The sequence below is a fragment of the Gaiella sp. genome (assembly GCF_035558935.1).
Taxonomy (GTDB): Bacteria; Actinomycetota; Thermoleophilia; order Gaiellales; family Gaiellaceae; genus Gaiella.
The window spans coordinates 1-16,059 of the sequence record NZ_DATMBZ010000010.1 but is presented as its reverse complement, the minus strand read 5'-3'; the positions used below and the strand labels follow the sequence as shown (position 1 = coordinate 16,059).

16 protein-coding genes are annotated in these 16,059 nt (G+C 71.3%); 6 read left to right on the top strand and 10 right to left on the bottom strand.

Translation table 11 applies throughout. From position 1 onward, the window contains the following. Positions 1-473: helix-turn-helix domain-containing protein (locus tag VNM44_RS17075; RefSeq protein WP_349257992.1), on the top strand; the 473-nt coding region annotated here is incomplete at its 5' end. Positions 474-477: 4 nt separating this feature from the next. Here VNM44_RS17075 and VNM44_RS01125 read toward each other — a convergent pair. The 9 genes from VNM44_RS01125 to VNM44_RS01085 all read right to left on the bottom strand — a co-directional run bounded on the left by VNM44_RS01125 (position 478) and on the right by VNM44_RS01085 (position 7,415). Further along, positions 478-1,338: an exodeoxyribonuclease III gene (locus VNM44_RS01125; protein ID WP_325621680.1), complete on the bottom strand. Its 861-nt coding sequence runs from the start codon at positions 1,336-1,338 to the stop codon at positions 478-480. Between the two features lie 72 nt (positions 1,339-1,410). Then, positions 1,411-2,076, bottom strand: coding sequence for a hypothetical protein (locus tag VNM44_RS01120; RefSeq protein WP_325621678.1), 666 nt, complete (start codon positions 2,074-2,076; stop codon positions 1,411-1,413). 115 nt (positions 2,077-2,191) lie between these two features. Continuing rightward, the gene (locus VNM44_RS01115) at positions 2,192-4,225 is read right to left on the bottom strand and encodes a CARDB domain-containing protein (RefSeq protein ID WP_325621676.1); all 2,034 of its coding nucleotides are present in this window, start codon (positions 4,223-4,225) and stop codon (positions 2,192-2,194) included. A 9-nt stretch (positions 4,226-4,234) separates the two neighbouring features. Beyond that, entirely contained in the window at positions 4,235-4,861 is a 627-nt protein-coding gene (locus VNM44_RS01110) for a hypothetical protein (protein ID WP_325621674.1), read from the bottom strand. Positions 4,862-4,898: 37 nt separating this feature from the next. After that, positions 4,899-5,624, bottom strand: coding sequence for a hypothetical protein (locus VNM44_RS01105; protein ID WP_325621672.1), 726 nt, complete (start codon positions 5,622-5,624; stop codon positions 4,899-4,901). A gap of 81 nt (positions 5,625-5,705) precedes the next feature. Further along, positions 5,706-6,254, bottom strand: coding sequence for a hypothetical protein (locus tag VNM44_RS01100; protein ID WP_325621670.1), 549 nt, complete (start codon positions 6,252-6,254; stop codon positions 5,706-5,708). Continuing rightward, entirely contained in the window at positions 6,254-6,682 is a 429-nt protein-coding gene (locus VNM44_RS01095) for a hypothetical protein (protein ID WP_325621668.1), read from the bottom strand. Before VNM44_RS01095 ends, VNM44_RS01100 begins: the two co-directional genes overlap by 1 nt. Then, positions 6,675-6,974 carry a hypothetical protein gene (locus tag VNM44_RS01090; RefSeq protein ID WP_325621666.1) on the bottom strand — a complete coding sequence of 100 codons (300 nt, stop codon included), beginning with the start codon at positions 6,972-6,974 and terminating at the stop codon, positions 6,675-6,677. The genes VNM44_RS01095 and VNM44_RS01090 overlap by 8 nt, the downstream gene beginning before the upstream one ends. A 162-nt stretch (positions 6,975-7,136) precedes the next feature. After that, complete coding sequence (locus tag VNM44_RS01085; protein ID WP_325621664.1) at positions 7,137-7,415, bottom strand: hypothetical protein; 279 nt, start codon at positions 7,413-7,415, stop codon at positions 7,137-7,139. A gap of 157 nt (positions 7,416-7,572) precedes the next feature. Here VNM44_RS01085 and VNM44_RS01080 point away from each other — a divergent pair, with 157 nt between their 5' ends. The 5 genes from VNM44_RS01080 (at position 7,573) to VNM44_RS01060 (ending at position 14,763) form a co-directional block, all read left to right on the top strand. After that, positions 7,573-10,356: a BTAD domain-containing putative transcriptional regulator gene (locus tag VNM44_RS01080; protein ID WP_325621662.1), complete on the top strand. Its 2,784-nt coding sequence runs from the start codon at positions 7,573-7,575 to the stop codon at positions 10,354-10,356. Positions 10,357-10,406: 50 nt separating this feature from the next. Continuing rightward, positions 10,407-13,190 carry a BTAD domain-containing putative transcriptional regulator gene (locus tag VNM44_RS01075; protein ID WP_325621660.1) on the top strand — a complete coding sequence of 928 codons (2,784 nt, stop codon included), beginning with the start codon at positions 10,407-10,409 and terminating at the stop codon, positions 13,188-13,190. Positions 13,191-13,318: 128 nt separating this feature from the next. Then, positions 13,319-13,567 (top strand): hypothetical protein, encoded by a 249-nt coding sequence (locus VNM44_RS01070; RefSeq protein WP_325621658.1) that lies wholly within the window; start codon positions 13,319-13,321, stop codon positions 13,565-13,567. A 130-nt stretch (positions 13,568-13,697) separates the two neighbouring features. Further along, the gene (locus VNM44_RS01065) at positions 13,698-14,147 is read left to right on the top strand and encodes a CHRD domain-containing protein (RefSeq protein ID WP_325621656.1); all 450 of its coding nucleotides are present in this window, start codon (positions 13,698-13,700) and stop codon (positions 14,145-14,147) included. Positions 14,148-14,208: 61 nt separating this feature from the next. Continuing rightward, positions 14,209-14,763: a hypothetical protein gene (locus VNM44_RS01060; RefSeq protein WP_325621654.1), complete on the top strand. Its 555-nt coding sequence runs from the start codon at positions 14,209-14,211 to the stop codon at positions 14,761-14,763. Positions 14,764-14,786: 23 nt separating this feature from the next. On the opposite strand, the gene VNM44_RS01055 is transcribed toward VNM44_RS01060, so the two are convergent. Next, positions 14,787-16,059, bottom strand: a 1,273-nt coding sequence (locus tag VNM44_RS01055) for a BTAD domain-containing putative transcriptional regulator (protein WP_325621652.1), incomplete at its 5' end; no start/stop codon positions are given.

The following is a 16,059-nucleotide window of genomic DNA, read 5'->3' as shown; positions in this document are numbered from 1 at the left end:
GAGAGCGCCTGATGCGGCATCGGCATCTCGACCACGCGTCCGACACGCCGGTCGCGGAGCTCGGGCCGGCGGCGCTCGACGACCTGCTCGACCGCGGTGATCTCGACGACTGGGCCCCGCTGCTCCGGGAGATCCGCCGCGACCCGCACGGGCCGGTGGCCGATCGGATCCTCCGCCTCGGCCGCGACCATCCGCTCTATGGGACGTCGAGGCTGTGGCGTGCGTGGATCGAGAAACGGCGCGGTGCCTCGGCCATCTCCGTGGGCCCGTCGCTCAGGCAGCTCCGGGTAGCGCGGGGGCGCACGCAGCTGGAGGTCGCCGAGCAGCTCGGCGCGACGCAGCCGGAGGTGTCGAAGCTCGAACGGCGCGGCGACGTCCGGCTCTCGACGCTCCGCTCCTACGTCGAGGCGCTCGGCGGCTCCCTCTCGGTCGTCGCGCGCTTCGAGGATGGCGACGTCGAGCTTCCGCACTGAGCCGCTACTGCGACTGCGGCAGCTTCTTCGCCCGCTCGAGCACCGGCCTCGAGGGCGGCGGCACCACCGGCCCGATGTCGCCGTCGGGTGCCTCGTCGAGGTCGACCATCACCGGCGCGTGGTCGCTCGGGCCGCTTCCCTTGCGTGCGTGACGGTCGACCCAGGCCGCGCGAACACGGGCTGCGACGGGCTCGCTCGCGAGGATGAGGTCGATCCGCATTCCGAGGTCCTGGTGGAACATCCCGGCGCGGTAGTCCCAGTACGTGAAGACCCGCTCGTTCGGCCAGCGGTCGCGCACGACGTCGTGCAGACCGAGCCCGACCAGCTCTGCCAGCGCGTCGCGCTCCGGAGGGGTGACGTGCGTCTGCCCGACGTATGCCTCCGGGTCGAAGACGTCCGCGTCCGCCGGCGCGACGTTCATGTCGCCGCAGACGATCGTCGCTTCCGGGCCGGCCGCCACGACGTCGCGCAGTGCCGCGAGCCAGTCGAGCTTGTAGCGGTAGTGGTCCGAGCCCGGCTCCCGCCCGTTCGGGACGTAGACGGAGAAGACTCGGATTCCGTCGCACGTCGCGGCGATCGCGCGCGCCTCCTGATGAGGGAACCCCGGCGCCCCGGGGATGCCGGACGCCACGTCGTCGAGCCCGACGCGCGAGAGGATCGCGACCCCGTTCCAGGCGGTCTCGCCGTGGACGGCGACGGCGTACCCGCGGTTGTCGAGCTCGTCGCCGAGCAGCTCGAGGAAGGCGTCGTCCGCGAGCTTTGTCTCCTGCAGGCAGACGACGTCCGGGCGCCGCTCGTCGAGCCAGGGCAGGAGCCGCGACACGCGCTGCTTCACCGAGTTGACGTTCCAGGTGGCGATCCGCACCGTCCGGTCACCGTATCGGCGCGGAGTGTGGCGGCCGGCGGCAGGCAGGCCACCACACTCCGAGCGCGTTGGTCAGGCGACGATGAGTGACAGGTCGTCGGCCCCGGCGAGCTTGTAGTTGTTGCCTCCAGCAAAGGTCACGACGATCGTGACCTGGGCGGCACCCGCAGGGACCTTGCCCTTTCGGCTGCGGAACGCCATGTCGGAGCCCGCGATCGTCGTGTCGTTCCCGATCCGGAGCCGTGCCAGGACAGTGCCGCTCGCGTCGGCGAAGTCGGCGCGAACCTGCGTCATGTTCCCGCTCGGCCCGCTCCCGTAGTTGCCGATCCAGCCGCCGAGGACCACCTTGCGCCCTGCGGCAGCCGCCGGCAGCTTGATCGTCTGCGTTCCGATCGTCGCCTTCGCCGAGACGGCCTCCGTCGTCGTGCCTCCGAAGAAGTAGTTCTTGCGACGCGTGGGCGAGCCCTTCGACGACATCCCGAACCAGCCGTTCCCGAACGTGTAGGCCGCGGCGCCGAACTGTCCGGCGACGCTCGTCCAGCCGGGCACCACTCCGAAGGCGCCGACTGCGGTGACACCCGCACCCGCTTCGGCGCCGGGGTTCTTGATCAGGTTCTTGCCGCAGATGCCGCACGTCGCACCCGGCGCGGCAGACGCGGCGGCGGCGAGCGCCATGGCCAGCACGACGACGGCCGCGAGCGCCGACGTGAGACGGGTCGTTGCATTGCTCTCGAGCACGATGACCTCCTCGGTCGTCCACGAACGTGATCCATGCGCTCATGCTCAGGGGGGCCGCTATAGCTTCGGTATAGGGCAGTCGCGCGCGCGGTCGCTCGACTTGCGTCGTCCCGTCTCAGTCGTACCTGCACGGCGGTCCGGCGACCGTCAGGGCGTTGTCGGACTCGTTGCTCTCGTCGACCGCGCGGGGCTCATCGGCCGTTGCGGTTGCCCGGTCGGTGACATACACGAAGCACTGAGTCCGAACCGTCGTCTGACCACCGGCGGCGATCCCCGGCACGTCGAGCACCCGCTCGCCGCTCTCACCGGTGAAGGAGCTCGAAAGAGAGAGCTTCAGCCGGCTCGGCGGCGCCGGCGTCTCACCCGTGTTGCGGATCGTCACCGACAGGGGCAGATCGCTCGACGAGGCCGGCCAGCTGATCGCGCCGACGACGAGGTTCGGCTTCGGGGGAGGTGGAGGCGGTGGAGGCGGAGGAGGCGGGGGCGGGGGCGAATCTCCGCTCGGGCCTGTTCGCGTGACCCGTGGCAGCGCTGCGGTGGGCACGATCCCCGGGACGAGCGCCGCGTGCCCCCTCCGGGCCGCGGTCTCGAGCGCCCGCAGGATCGCCCGTGAGCGCGCAGAGCCGTCGCGGCGCACGTATGGGCGCGCGACACGGATCGCGTCGCGAAGCATCCTCGCCTGGATGACGCGCGCCGTGCTGCGGAACGCTCGCGCCCGTCGTTCGAGCAGGCTCATCTGCGCCCGGCTCGGCGGGCCGGCGAGCACGCGCCGCTCGCGCGGCGTCCAGCTGACCGAGGCCTTGCGCAGAGCACGCGCCAGCTCGAGCCGACCTGCGGCGAGCGGCACGGCGATCTCGCGCGCGAGTCGCGCCGTGCACGCGCCGGTGGCGCAGTCGATCGGTCGGCTGCGCATCAGGCGCGCCGTACCCAGTGCGCGCGAAGAGCTCGCGACCGTGCGGTCGAGGTCACGCCGAAGGCGTCCGACGACGGCAGGCAGCGTTCCCGCGCGCTGGGTGTCGCGTCGCGCGCCGACCGTCGCAGAGCTCGTCACCTTGTCGAGGACGCAACTGTCGGACGACGAGAACCGGCGGTTCGCAGCGGCGGCGAACTGGTCGAAGGTGTGAATCGGCTGGGTCGGGAGGCCCGAGGGACCGGCCGCCTCGAGGACGGCGGCCATGCCTCCGCGCGTGACACCGCACAGTCGTTGCAGCCGGTGCAGTGCGGCTGCGACATTCCCCTCGATCGAGTAGTCGCGCCCGTCGCCCCCGCACGGTGAGCGACCTGTTGCGAGCCTGCCCGCCCAGTACGTCGCCCATCCCTCGTTGAAGGCGAAACCGGAGTTCGTCTTCTTGCAGTCCCCGTGTTGCTGCGCGTAGTTCCAGTAGGGGACGTCGAGGCCGAAGAAGTGCCCGAGGCCCTCGATCCCGCGCGGCGCGTCGTAGGCGTGGCGGAACGAATGGGCGAACTCGTGGAACGCCGTCTCGTAGCCGTAGGCTTTCCCCGTCCCCCGCGCGTCGCCTGCGACCGGCTTGTCGGCCGGCCACCAGATCTCGGTGAACATCGTGACGGGAACACCCGCCGTGATCGCGTGGGAGACGACGTCGAGATCGCCGTACGGCGGCCGCTTGCCGGTCGTCGCGACGAAATCGTCGTAGGCGCGCTGCAAGCCGCTGAACACCTCGCACCGGTACGTGTGGATCACCTGGGCCCCGTAGTCGTGGAGCGGGACGTCGTTCTGGTTCCGATCCGAGTCGACGAAGAACGGCCACGGTAGGAGGAAGTCGTGCATGCGCACGCCGTTGCCGTTCGTCAGCACGCGGACCCAGTAGTCGTCGCCGTCCTCGTCCGACGGGAACGTGAACGACCAGCTTCCGTCGGCCGCCGTGTGCGTGACCTGCACGACGCGGAAGTTGCCGGGGACGATGTCGAAGTCGTCGAGGTCGACGTACGGGGTCAGGAGCTCGACGCGTGCACCGGCGAGCGGGACGAAATCACCGTCCACCTTCCAGTTGCAGAGCCAGGTGCCTCTGAACGTCGTGCTCGCCGGGCGGGTCGTCTCAGCGTGAGCGAGCGTCGTCGCCAGGGCGAAGCCGAGCAGCGTCGCCGCAGCGAGGAGCAGAGCGTGGGAGCCACGGGACAGCAGGCGCATGACGACGGCTCAGGCTCCCCCGATGCGACGCTTCTGCTTCGCGGCATAGCTCCGGAGGACCGCAACTACCTGTTCCTTCGCGGCCTGGAACTGCAGCGGGATGGGCGCGACCCGGAGCTCCCAGACGACTGAACCGCTTCGGACGAACGCCATGGCCTGAACGCCGAACCGCGCGTCGGTCGAGACGAGGACGAATTGTTCGTCGCCGTATCGCGGTAGGACGAGCCGTGAGAGGAACCGCGGCTCGCTCGGGAAGTCCGAGAAGAATCCGATCTGCGCTGCCTTGCCGAGCGCGAAGAGCTTCTTGGCGCCGGCCGCGTCGGGCGCCCGGTACACGCTTCCTTCGAGGTGCCATTCCTTGTCGATCGCCCCGATGGCCGTATCGACCACTCCGCCCGCAGGCCACGTGTAGGCGTAGTCGGCGCCTTGGAGACCGGGGACCCGGAGAGCGGCGAGCGCGCTCCGGGGGATCGGGGCCGGGCTGGGCGAGGCGATCGGCGGCTTCCTCGTCGTGGCCGGCATGTCCGCTCGTTGGAGAGCGAGCTTCAGGATCGGCTCCACTGCACCGCTTGCGGCCACGGTGGCGCCGTGAGCCGCAGCGGCGACGGCGACGGCGAGGACAACGAGACGGGTCATGCTTTCCTCCTAGAACGGTGTTCCGTGAGCGTGTGCGTCAGTCGACCCGTGCGCAGATCGCGAAGACCCTGACCACCGCTGGCTTCCCGAACCCCTCGAGCGGCAGCAGCCTCGAGCCGGGGTCGTACTGGTGGGTGTGCGGGCCCGCTGCCGCGCCACCGACCGTTCTGCTCGTCGTTTGAGACCCCGGGACAAAGGTCGTGTAGCGCCTCATTCCCGTCACACTCACCGCCCACCCGTTCGGCCGTCCCTTGGTGTCTCCGACGGGATAGCTGTTCGCTATGCGATAGCTCCCGCCCTCGACGATCGCGCCACCTCCACCGACGGCGTACCGCCGCTTCCCGATACCGCCGCAGCGGACGACGACCGTCCCGCCGGTTGACGTCACTTCGCGCATGGAAACCGAGGCAAGAAGCGCGCTCGCTCCGGCCGACTTCGCGGAGGAGCCGGGTGGGCCTTGAGGCCCTGCGGGTCCTTGAGGGCCTGCCGGCCCCTGGGCGCCAGGAGGGCCTTGCGGGCCCGCCGACCCCTGCCCGCCCCCGGAGCTTTGCGCCGGCCACGACACGCGCGCGTAGGTGTTCGGGCACTGCTCGCCCGGCTCGGCGAGCAGCACGATCCGGTTGAGGATGCTGGCCGACGTCTGGTAGCAGGCGGTGAAGCGGCCCTCCGACGGGATCGCCCCGACCGCGGCGATCGCCGTGCCGCCGATGGCGACGAGAAGCGCCGCGGCCGCGATGACGAGTGAGGCGGAGGGGCGCCTCACGACCCGCTCCCGGCGCCGGCCACCATCGGTGCGACGAGCATCGTTGTCCCACCACGCTTCACAACTGTCTCCCTTCGTCGATCAGCCTGATCCGACGCGTCTCATCTGCTTCCACGCGTACCGGTTGAGCTCGGCCTGCGCCGCCGTCCGCGAGAAGCCGAGCGGATTCCTCACGGACGTCGCCTGGACCTGCCAGACGACGGTGTTCTTCCGCACCCACACGAGCCCCGACGTTTCGTCGACGCTGGGTCGTCCGTATAGCGCGGCGTACTGCTCGTCCCCGAGGCGGGGAAGACGCAAGGCGCCAACAGCGCCCTTCCTCGCATCGGCGACGGCCGCGGCGTAGACCCGCCGCGCGACCGAGGCGCTCGGCGCGGTGATCACTATCGTGCCGATTGACTCCGTCCTTCGGCCGACGCGAAACTGGAATGTCGTCGTGTACGCCTGGCCCGTTCCGCCCGGTAGCGCGGCGGAGCGGTTCTCCTTCTCCGACATGCGCGCCGCGGGAGCCGGGAAGTCGGCCTGCCGAAGCGCGAGGCTCTTCGCGTCGGGTGCTGTCACCGAGGCGACCGAGCCGGCCGAGGCGACAAGCGCCGCCACGGCAACGGTGACGTAGCAGGCGCGCCGCATCAGCCGAATACCACGGGCTTGCCGATCGGGGCGCACAGGGCGACGAGCGTGATCTTCGCGATCTCCTTGCCGACCCCCGTGTTGATGTTCACGGGCGGCGTGTACGCGTAGCCGATGTACCCGTTCGAGCTGAGCGACGGCCCCGCCGCGATGATGCGGGCATGCTGACCGCTCGAGGCGAACCCGCCGCTCATGATTCTCGTGCCGGTCGGGCACTTCGCCATCGAGTTCGAGGTCGTGTTGTTGGCCACGAAGAACACCTCGATCACCCGCTTGACGTTCCCGGAACCGGTGGCGGTCGATTCGGCGCCGGCCACGCCCGTCGGGCCCGCGAGCGCCACGAGCAGCACCGACGTCACTGCGGCCGCTGACAGCGACCAGCGCATTGGTCCGGCGACACGCGTCCACCGTGCGCGCACTTCATTCATCCGAGCCTCCTTCGCCGGGCCCCGTGGGGCGCAGGACCATGTGCCGCGGCCGCAGCGCACGGAACGTGGGCGGTATCTGGGCGACCGCCTCGGCGCCGGGATCGAGCCGGTCGTCGCAGAATCGCCGCCACGCGTCCTCGCTCTCCCAGACGCCGATGATCCGGAAGCCCTCGTCCGTGGGGCCCGCCGCATGCAGGATCAAGCCGACGGGCGTCGGGCCCTCGAGCGCGGCTGCGAAGCGCTGGTAGTGCTCCCAACTCGCCGCGACGTCCTCCACGAATGCGTACGACACGACCGCGAGACTGACCGCCTCCGGTTCAGTCCGGGTATAGGCCGCTCTTCGCACGCTCGCGGTGGACGCGCGGCTGCGCCGCCCGACGGTCCACGCATGAGTGATGGAAGCAGCTGCCTCCATCACTCAGCGGTGGTCGCGAGGAGGTCGACCGGCCCGGCGTCAGCGGCAGGGGCCGGGGAGGATCGGCGTCGATCCCCTGAAGGCGGCGAAGCTCGCGCCGTACTCGTCGAACGGCGACGGCGTCTCGGGCATCAGGTCGAGCCGTTGCCGGTCGTCCTTCGGACCGACGAGCGGCGCATGCTTGAACGAACCGACCTCGTGGCAGCTTCCGTCGGGAAGCGTGAAATGGCCGGCGTTGTGGGCTCCTGCGCCGGCCGGCAGAAGGAGCGCCAGCGCGGCGCTCACCGTTGCCGCGCGGCGGATCGTCTTCCTGGACACTGAATGCTCCCTTCCGTCGGGTTATGCGCCGGAGCGTCCGGGATGCCGGTATAGACCGGGTGTAACGCGAATCGCTCGTTCGTCCGCCCGATCGCCTGTGACGCGACCGTTCGAGCCGGTTTCCATCGCGCGGCGCGTCGTTCAGACTGAGGGCCGGGTGTCCGCGGCGGAGGTTCGTGTCCTTGGGCCGGTCGAGGTCGTCGATGACGACGGCCCAGTCTCGCTGTCGGCGAAGCAGCGCCGCTTGCTGGCCGCGCTCGTGGTGGCGGACGGGCGCGCGTGCGGCGTCGACGAGCTCGTCTGGGCGACGTGGGGCGAGAGTTCTCCCGCCTCCGCGGCAAAGCTCGTGCAGGTCTACGTCTCGCAGCTTCGCAAGGTACTTCCGAACGCCCTTCGGATCGTCACGCGGGCCGGCGCGTACGCGCTCGAGCTGGAGCACGACGTGCTCGACGCCCATCGCTTCGAGCGCCTCGTCGCGGAGAGCCGGTCGGTCCGCGCAACCGGGAACCCCGCGCTCGCCGCATCGCTCATCGACCAGGCGTTGCATCTTTGGCGAGGCCGCGCATACGGCGACCTCGCCTACGAGGAGCTCGCCCGGGCAGAAGCCGACAGGCTCGAGGAGCTGCGGCTTGTCGCGCTCGGGGAGCGGATCGACGGGCAACTAGCGCTCGGCAGCCATGCCGGCGTGCTGGGTGAGATCCTCGGGCTCGCGGCGGAGCATCCACTGCGTGAGCGGATGCAAGAGCAGGCGATGCTCGCGCTCTACCGGTGCGGCCGCCAGGCGGAGGCCCTCGATCATTACGGCGCCGTTCGACGCACCCTGCAGGACGAGCTCGGGCTCGAGCCCGGGCCCGCGCTTCGCGAGCTGCAACAGCGGATTCTCCGGCACGACGCGGCTCTCGAAGTCGATGCGGCCCGTGTCGAGCGAGGCATGCTTCCGGCGCCCGTCGGTCCCATCGTCGGACGGAAGAGCGAGCTCGACGAGCTGAGCGGCCTGCTCCGCCGCCGAGCGGCGCGCTTCATCGTGCTCGCCGGAGCGGGAGGGTCGGGGAAGACCCGGCTTGCGCTCGAGGCCGCGCGGCGAGCAGCGCCGTCGTTCGCGAACGGCGCGGTGCTCGTCGAGCTCGCGCCGCTTCGGGATGCTGCGCTCGTCGCGGCGACAATCGCGAGCGCGCTCGCTCCGACGGTCGGTCGTGGCAGGGCGACGCTCGAGGCGCTCGGCGAGACGCTTGCGCCGCGCGAGCTGCTGCTGGTCATCGACAACGCGGAGCACCTCCGGGAGGCGGCGCCGCTGTATGTCGACCTCCTCGCGCGGGCGCCACGGCTGACGCTCCTCGTCACGAGCCGCACGGTGCTCCACGTCACCGGCGAGCGAGTGTTCCCGGTCGCCCCGCTGACCGAGGATGCCGCCGCGGAGCTCTTCGAGCAGCGTGCGCGGGCGCTCGACCCGACGTTTGCACGCACCCAGGAGAACGACGAGCACGTCCGAGAGATCTGCCGCCGGACCGACGGCCTTCCGCTCGCCGTGGAGCTTGCCGCGACGTGGATTCGCCTCATGCCGCCGGCGATGCTGCGCGAGCTCCTCGGGGAGCGGCTCAGGGTGCTGACCGGCGGCCCGCGCGACCTTCCGGCGCGCCAACAGACCCTGCGTGCGACGGTCGAATGGAGCTACGACCTCCTCGAGCCCGACGCACAGCGGGCGTTCGGGGCGCTCGCGGTGTTCCGCGGCGGGTGGACGATCGCGGATGCCGAGTCGGTGTGTGGTGCCGGGCTCGGCACCGTCGGGTCGCTGGTCGACCACAGCCTGGTGACGCGCCGCCGCCGGTCCGTCCGCGGCGAGGAGCTCGTCATGCTCGAGACGGTCCGCGAGCTCGCCGAGGAGCTGCTGGACGCCGATCGGGCGCTCGCGACGCCGGTGCGGCGTCGCCATGCCAAGTGGATCCTCTCGCTCGCGGAGGCCTCGCATCTCACGTCGACGAAAGCGCTCGGGCGCGAGGTTTTCGAGCCCGACTGGGAAGGGGCGCTGGCGGTCAAGGACGACGTGCGTGCGGCACTCGACTGGGCGGTCGAGTCCGACCCGCTGCTCGCGGCCGAGATCTTCGTGGCGCTCGAGCAACTCTGGGTGACCCACACGGCCGGCGAGGGCATGAGGCGCGCCGAATCCATCCTCCGGTCGGAGAGCCTTCCGGCGTCGCTCCGCGCGAGCGTTCTACGCGTCCACGGCGCGGTCTCGGCCCTGGACGGCAACCCGTCCCGGGCCATGACGAGCTACGACCGCGCGCTCGCACTCTTTCGCGAGCATGGGCCGGAGAGCGAGGCCGTGGCGATCCTGACGCGCTTCGCGATCCACGCGGCCTACGACGGCGACGTCGCGCAGACACGCCGACTCGTGAGCGAGGTCCGTGCGTCGGATGCCATCGCAAAGATGCCGGGGGTCGAGGCCCAGTGCCTCTCGGCTCTCGCCGACATCGCCAAGCAAGCGGGCGATACGGCGGCCGCGCTCGAGCTCCAGCGCCGCGCCCTCGCGACCGCGGCGGCATGCGGATTTCGGCTCTGGGAGGGGTGGGGGGCCTCGTGGATGGCGCAGCTCGCCTTCGAGTGCGACCTGCTCGACGAGGCGGTGACGGCCGCGCGTACTGCGCTCGTGTTCGCGCGACGGGCGGACGATCTGCGGTTCACGATCAGGGTGCTGACACTGTTGGCGGCGATCGTGTTCCAGCAGGGCGACAAGGAGCTGGCCGGCCGCCTGTGGGGGGCCGTCGACGCGGACGAGGCTCACCTCCGGATCGTCGAGGCGGATCCGGAGCTCGTCGCCACCGTCGCGCCGCTACGCACGGACGACGATCCATCGTTGCTCGCCGCGGTCTCCTCGGGCCGTCAGCTGTCCCTCGACCAGGCCGCGGCACGTGCGCTGCAGCAGGAGATCGACGGAACGGCCTAGCCGCACGGCTGCCGGACGGTCAGACTGGCGCCACATTGTCGGCGGCGGAGGTGCGTATCCTGGGCCCGGTCGAGGTCGTCGGGGACGACGGCCCCGTATCGCTGCCGGCGAAGCACCGGTGTCTGCTCGCGGCGTTGCTCGTGGCGGAGGGCCGCTCCTGCGGCCCGGACGAGCTCGTCGACGCGCTCTGGGGGTCGAATCCGCCGGCGTCGGCCCGAAAGCTCGTGCAGGTCTACGTCTCGCAGCTCCGCAGGTCGCTTCCGGCGCCCGTCCGCATCGTGACGAAACAGGGGTCGTACGCCCTCGACGTCGCGCCGGAGCTTGTCGACGCCGCCCGATTCGAGCGCCTTCTGAACGAGAGCGCCTCCGCCCGTCGGACGGGAAACCACGCCCTGGCGCTCTCGCTCGCCGAGCAAGGCTCGAGGCTCTGGGCCGGTCGCGCGTTCGGCGACCTCGGGTACGAGGGGTTCCTGCAGCCCGAGGTCGAGCGCCTCGAGGAGCTGCGGCTGGCCGCGCTCGAGGAGCGGATCGAAGCGCAGCTCGCGCTCGGTCGGCACGCGGAGGCGCTCGGCGAGATTCTCGCTCTCGCCGCCGAGAACCCCCTGCGCGAGCGGCTTCACGGGCAGGCGATGGTCGCGCTCTATCGTTGCGGACGGCAATCGGACGCGCTCGAGGCGTTCACCGCGCTTCGTCGACGTCTCGACCACGAGCTCGGACTGGAGCCGGCCCCCGAGCTCCGCGACCTGCAGCGCCGGATCCTCCAGCAGGATCCAGCGCTCGACGTGGGCGAACGTCCGCCGGAGGGATTCGGAGGACTGCCGCAGCCGCCCAACCGACTCGTCGGCCGGGAGCGTGAGCTCGAGGCGCTGGCCGCGCTGCTGGCTTCGCGCGACGCGCGGCTGATCGTCCTCACCGGGGCGGGCGGGAGCGGCAAGACCCGGCTTGCGCTCGAGGCGGCCCACCGCGCCGCGGCGACGTATGCGAACGGCGCGACGTTCGTCGAGCTGGCGCCCGTCGACGATCCCGCGCTCCTCGTGCCGACGATCGCCCAGGCGCTCGACGTCGACCAGGGCGGCAGGCAGCCTCTCGAGGCGCTCTCGGAGGTCCTCGCCACACGCGAGCTCTTGCTCGTGCTCGACAACGTCGAGCAGCTCCGCGACGCCGCGCCGGCCTTCGTTCAGCTTCTCTCGCGCGCGCCGCGCCTGACGTTGCTGGTCACGAGCCGTGCGGTGCTCCATCTCACCGGGGAGCACGTGTTCCCCGTCTCGCCGCTCGACGACGCGTCGGCCCTCGAGCTCTTCGAGCAACGCGCGCGGTCGTTGCGTCCCTCGTTCCGGCTGACGAGCGAGAACGAGTCGACTCTGCGGCAGATCTGCGCGCGGGTCGACGGTCTGCCGCTCGCGATCGAGCTCGCCGCCGCGCGTGTCCGGACGCTCGCTCCCGACGCGCTCCTCCAGCGACTCGGAGAGCGGCTCGGTCTGCTCACGGGCGGACTGCGGGATGCTCCGGCTCGCCAGCAGACGCTGCGCGAGACCCTCGACTGGAGTTTCGACCTCCTCACCGAGGACCAGAGGCGGTTCCTCGCTCGACTTTCCGTCTTCCCGGCCGGCGCGACGCTCGACGCGGTGGTCGCCGTCTGTCTCGCCGACGGTGACGACGCCGCGGCACTCGACCTCCTCGAGGGCCTGCTCGACGCCTCGATGGCCGTGACGCACGAGCACGGAGGCTCGATGCGCTACGGCCTCCTCGAAACGGTCCGTCAGTACGCGGCCGACCGCCTGCACCAGCTCGACGCGGAGGCCACGGCGCGCAGGCACGCGCTGTGGGCGCTCGAGCTCGCCGAGACGGCGGAGGCCGAGCTGAGCGGCGACCGGCAGACGCACTGGTTCGCGACGCTGGATGCGGAGCACGACAACCTGCGCGCCGCGCTCGCGTATCTCGACGCGCGCTCGGAGAAGGAGCTCGAGCTACGTCTCGCGGTAGCGCTCAGCCGCTTCTGGTACGTGCGGGGCCATCTGGGCGAGGGGCGCCACCATCTCGAGCGGGCCCTCGCGAAGGCAGGCGACCAGCCGCCTCCCCTGCTTCGGCGCGCCCTCACCGCCGCGGGGGCGATCTGCCTCTTGCAGGGCGACTACGCAGCGGCCATAGCGTTCTCCGAGGCCGCGCTCGACGCTGCCCGCGAAGGGGGCGAGCCGCGGTTCGTCGCCAACGCGCTGAGCAACCTCGGCGCGATCGTGCTCGCGGCAGGCGACCATGGGAGAGCGGCCGAGGTTCTCGAGGAAGCCGTGTCTCTCGCTCGCGAGGTCGGTGATACGCGCATCGCAGCTCTCGCGATCAACAACCTCGGCGACCTGGCGCTGACGACGGGCGACTACACGCGGGCGGGCCCGCTGTTCGAGGAGAGTCACGCCCTGCTCGAGGCCCGCGGGGACACGGCGAACCTCGCGCGCTCCCTCTTCAATCGCGGAGCGGTCGAGCTGATGCTCGGTGACGACGCGGCTGCGGGCCTGCACTTCCGGGAGGGCCTCGCGCTCGCGCGCGACACGGACGACAAGGAGGATCTCGCCTGGTGCCTGGAGGGGCTCGCCTCGCTGGCGGCCCGGGAGGGCGACGGCGAGCGCGCGTCGACCCTGCTGGGCGTCGCAGGTGCGCTGCTCGCCCATATGGGCGCCGACTTCAAGCCGTTCGAGCGCCGGCTCCACGAGGCGACGGAGGCCGAGGCGACAGCGCTCTGCGGACCGACGGTGCACGCCGCTGCGCGGGATCGGGGGGCGTCGCTCACGCTGCCCGCCGCCGTCGGTCTCGCACTCGACGGCGACGTCCCTTCCGTGTGAGACGACCCTTCGCACGCGAGCTCGCTGTGTCGCAGGGGTGACACACGGGGCGTCGCAGCCGCGCACGACGCGAACGCCACCGGCTCCTACTCTCGATCCACAGACGGTCATCGCGGGAGGAGCTGATCATGGGTACGAAGAGACGGGTTGCGGTGTCACTCTCGACGTCGATCGCGGTCGTCGCGGCGATGGCAGGGACAGCGGGCGCGCGGAATCCCGAGGCGGACTTCGGGGACGCGCCGGTGCAGGTGCGGCCCGCGGTGGTCGCCGTGCCGGACGCGTTCGACCGGGCGCTGCAGCGGCGAAATCGGACGCTCGAGGCGAAGTACGCCGGGGCCGACGCGGTCGCGCGCGCGATCGCGAGACGGAACCGATAGAGGCTCGCGAGAGCCTCCGGCGACAACGCTTGTGTCGACTCGACGCAAGCGTTGTCTGCTGCAAACCGGGCGTCGCGCCGGTGCGTAGATCCGGGCGACGGGCCGCCGTGGCCCGATGAGGAGGTGTCCGATGGCCAAGCTCGTGGGAATCGTCGCGGCGCTCGGCGCACTGGCCGTGATCGGCGTGGCGGTCGCCGCGTCGACCACGACCTACTCGTACCGCGCGACCCTGACACCGAAGAACGAGGTCCCGGCCCCGAATGCGCCCGCGAAGGCAGCCGGCGTCTTCACCGCGACCGTCACCGACAAGAAGGGGAAGGCGTCGATCCGTTGGACGCTGACGTTCCGTCGGCTTTCCGGGAAGGCGGTCGCGGCGCACATCCACAAGGGCGCCTCGGGCGTCGCGGGCCCGGTCGTCGTGCCGCTCTGCGGGCCATGCCGGAACGGGCAGAACGCCCGCACGGCGATCGACCACGACCTCGCCGAGGCGCTCGAGAAGGGCGGCTACTACGTCAACGTCCACACGGCGAAGAACGCGGGTGGCGAGATACGGGGCCAGTTGAAGCTCCTCCACGGCTGATCGGCCGCCCGCGCACCATCCGGGCGGGCCCTCGGTATCCCGTCCCGTAGGGTTCGCCCGGTTGATCCTCCTCGTCGCAGCCACCGACCGCGAGCTGTGCGGCCACGACGGCCTCGTCTGCGGCGTCGGGCCGGTCGAGGCCGCGGCCGCGACCGCCCGCACGCTTGCGCTCCGGTCGTTCGACGCCGTGCTCCACGTGGGCCTTGCCGGTGCTCGCGGCGTCCCCGTCGGCTCGCTGGTCGTCGGCACTGAGGCGGTCTACTGCGACCTCTCCGCCGAATGGCCGGTGGTCGAGCGCGTGGCGGCCGACCCTGGCCTCGTCGCCGCAGTCGCCGCCGCGCTCGCGGCGGAGTCGCAGACGCCGATCCACACGTCCGCGACCGTGGGCGGGGCAAGGAAGAGCCCACGTGACAGAGTGTCACATGCACCCCTCGTCGAGGCGATGGAGGGGTTCGGGGTGCTCCGCGCCGCCGAGCTGGCGGGCGTGCCCGCAGTCGAGGTGCGCGCGATCTCGAACGAGCTCGGCGAGCCGGATCGCGCGAAATGGAACCTGACCGGTGCGCTCGAGGCACTCGAGGATGCGCTGCCGACGCTCGTGACGGCCGTTTCGGCCTGAGCTCGCGGCGGAATGTCACACGCTCAGGCGCCTGTCACCCAGATCTTCCCTTCGCCGCTCGCGATCGCCGAGGGCGTGCCGTTCACCGGGATCGTGGCCACCACGGTGTCCGTCTCGGGGTCGATCCTCGAGATCGTCCTACTCCTCGCGTTCAGGACCCAGATCGCGTCGTCGCTCGCGGCGACGGCGGTCGGCCCTTCACCGACCGGGATCATCTGCTCGACGGCGCTCGTGCGCGGGTCGATCCGCAGCACCGAGTCCTGGGTGTTGAGCGACACCCAGACGGCGCCGAACCCGACCGCGATGCCGAACGGTGCGAACGGCAGCGGACGCACGGAGACCGTCGCCGCCGTCGAGGGATCGAGCCGCGCGAGTGTCCCGGAGGTCGCCAGCGCTCCCGGCTTCTCGCCCGGCCGGGCCGAGATGACCCACACGGCCCTCTCCCCGACCGCGAGCCCGACCGGTGTCGGGGGGACGGCCGCGTGGACGACGAGCCGTCTCGTCTGGGGATCGACCCCGTAGATCGTCGAGCTGCGGACGCTCGCCGCCCACACCGCGGCCGCACCCGTCGCAACGAACAGCGTGTCGCTCGCGTCCGCGGGATACAGGTGGATCGGCTCTTCGGCGCCGCCCCAGTCGGTGTCGGCGGCGATCCGGGTCACCGTCCCCGCGTAGCCCTCGCCGGCCCATGCAGCTTCGAAGCCGTACGCGATCCCCGATCCGGCGCGAGCATTCTCCTCCGAGATGCCGATCGTGGAGGCCAGGCGACCGGTAGCCGCGTCGATCTTCGACACCGTCGTGTCTCCCTGGTTCAACACCCAGACGGATCCGGAGCCCACCGCGATCGATGTGGGGAGGAGGCCGACCGCCACGCGATCCGTCAGCCGGTTCGTCCGGGGATCGACGACTCCGAGCGACTGAGTGGGATCGACGATGTCTTCCGCTCCGCCTCCTCCGGCGACCACGAGCGCTATTGCTACGCCCGCGAGCGCCGCTGACGCGGCGATCCCCGCGGCGATGAGCCGTCTGCGCCGGCGTGGTGCCTGTGGCACCGCCCCGCCGGTCGGCAGCTCGAGCGCAGGATCCTGCTGCAGGATCGCGCGCTCGAGGGCCTGCAGCGAAGCCCCGGGCTCGATCCCGAGCTGCTCGACGAGCGCGTGTCGGGCTCCGCGATAGACCTCGAGGGCCTCTGCCTGCCGCCCGGAGCGGTACAGCGCAAGCATCCGTTGCGCGATGAGCCGTTCCTGGAACGGGTGCCGGGCGGTGAGCGACTCGAGCTCGCCGATCACGTCGGCG

What these genes read in the sequence shown, in the direction of transcription:
- VNM44_RS01065 (WP_325621656.1), top strand. Translation starts at nt 13,698, where the DNA reads ATGGCCAAGCTCGTGGGAATCGTCGCGGCGCTCGGCGCACTGGCCGTG.
- VNM44_RS01100 (WP_325621670.1), bottom strand. Translation starts at nt 6,254, where the DNA reads ATGCGGCGCGCCTGCTACGTCACCGTTGCCGTGGCGGCGCTTGTCGCC.
- VNM44_RS01095 (WP_325621668.1), bottom strand. Translation starts at nt 6,682, where the DNA reads ATGAATGAAGTGCGCGCACGGTGGACGCGTGTCGCCGGACCAATGCGC.
- VNM44_RS01110 (WP_325621674.1), bottom strand. Translation starts at nt 4,861, where the DNA reads ATGACCCGTCTCGTTGTCCTCGCCGTCGCCGTCGCCGCTGCGGCTCAC.
- VNM44_RS01070 (WP_325621658.1), top strand. Translation starts at nt 13,319, where the DNA reads ATGGGTACGAAGAGACGGGTTGCGGTGTCACTCTCGACGTCGATCGCG.
- VNM44_RS01115 (WP_325621676.1), bottom strand. Translation starts at nt 4,225, where the DNA reads ATGCGCCTGCTGTCCCGTGGCTCCCACGCTCTGCTCCTCGCTGCGGCG.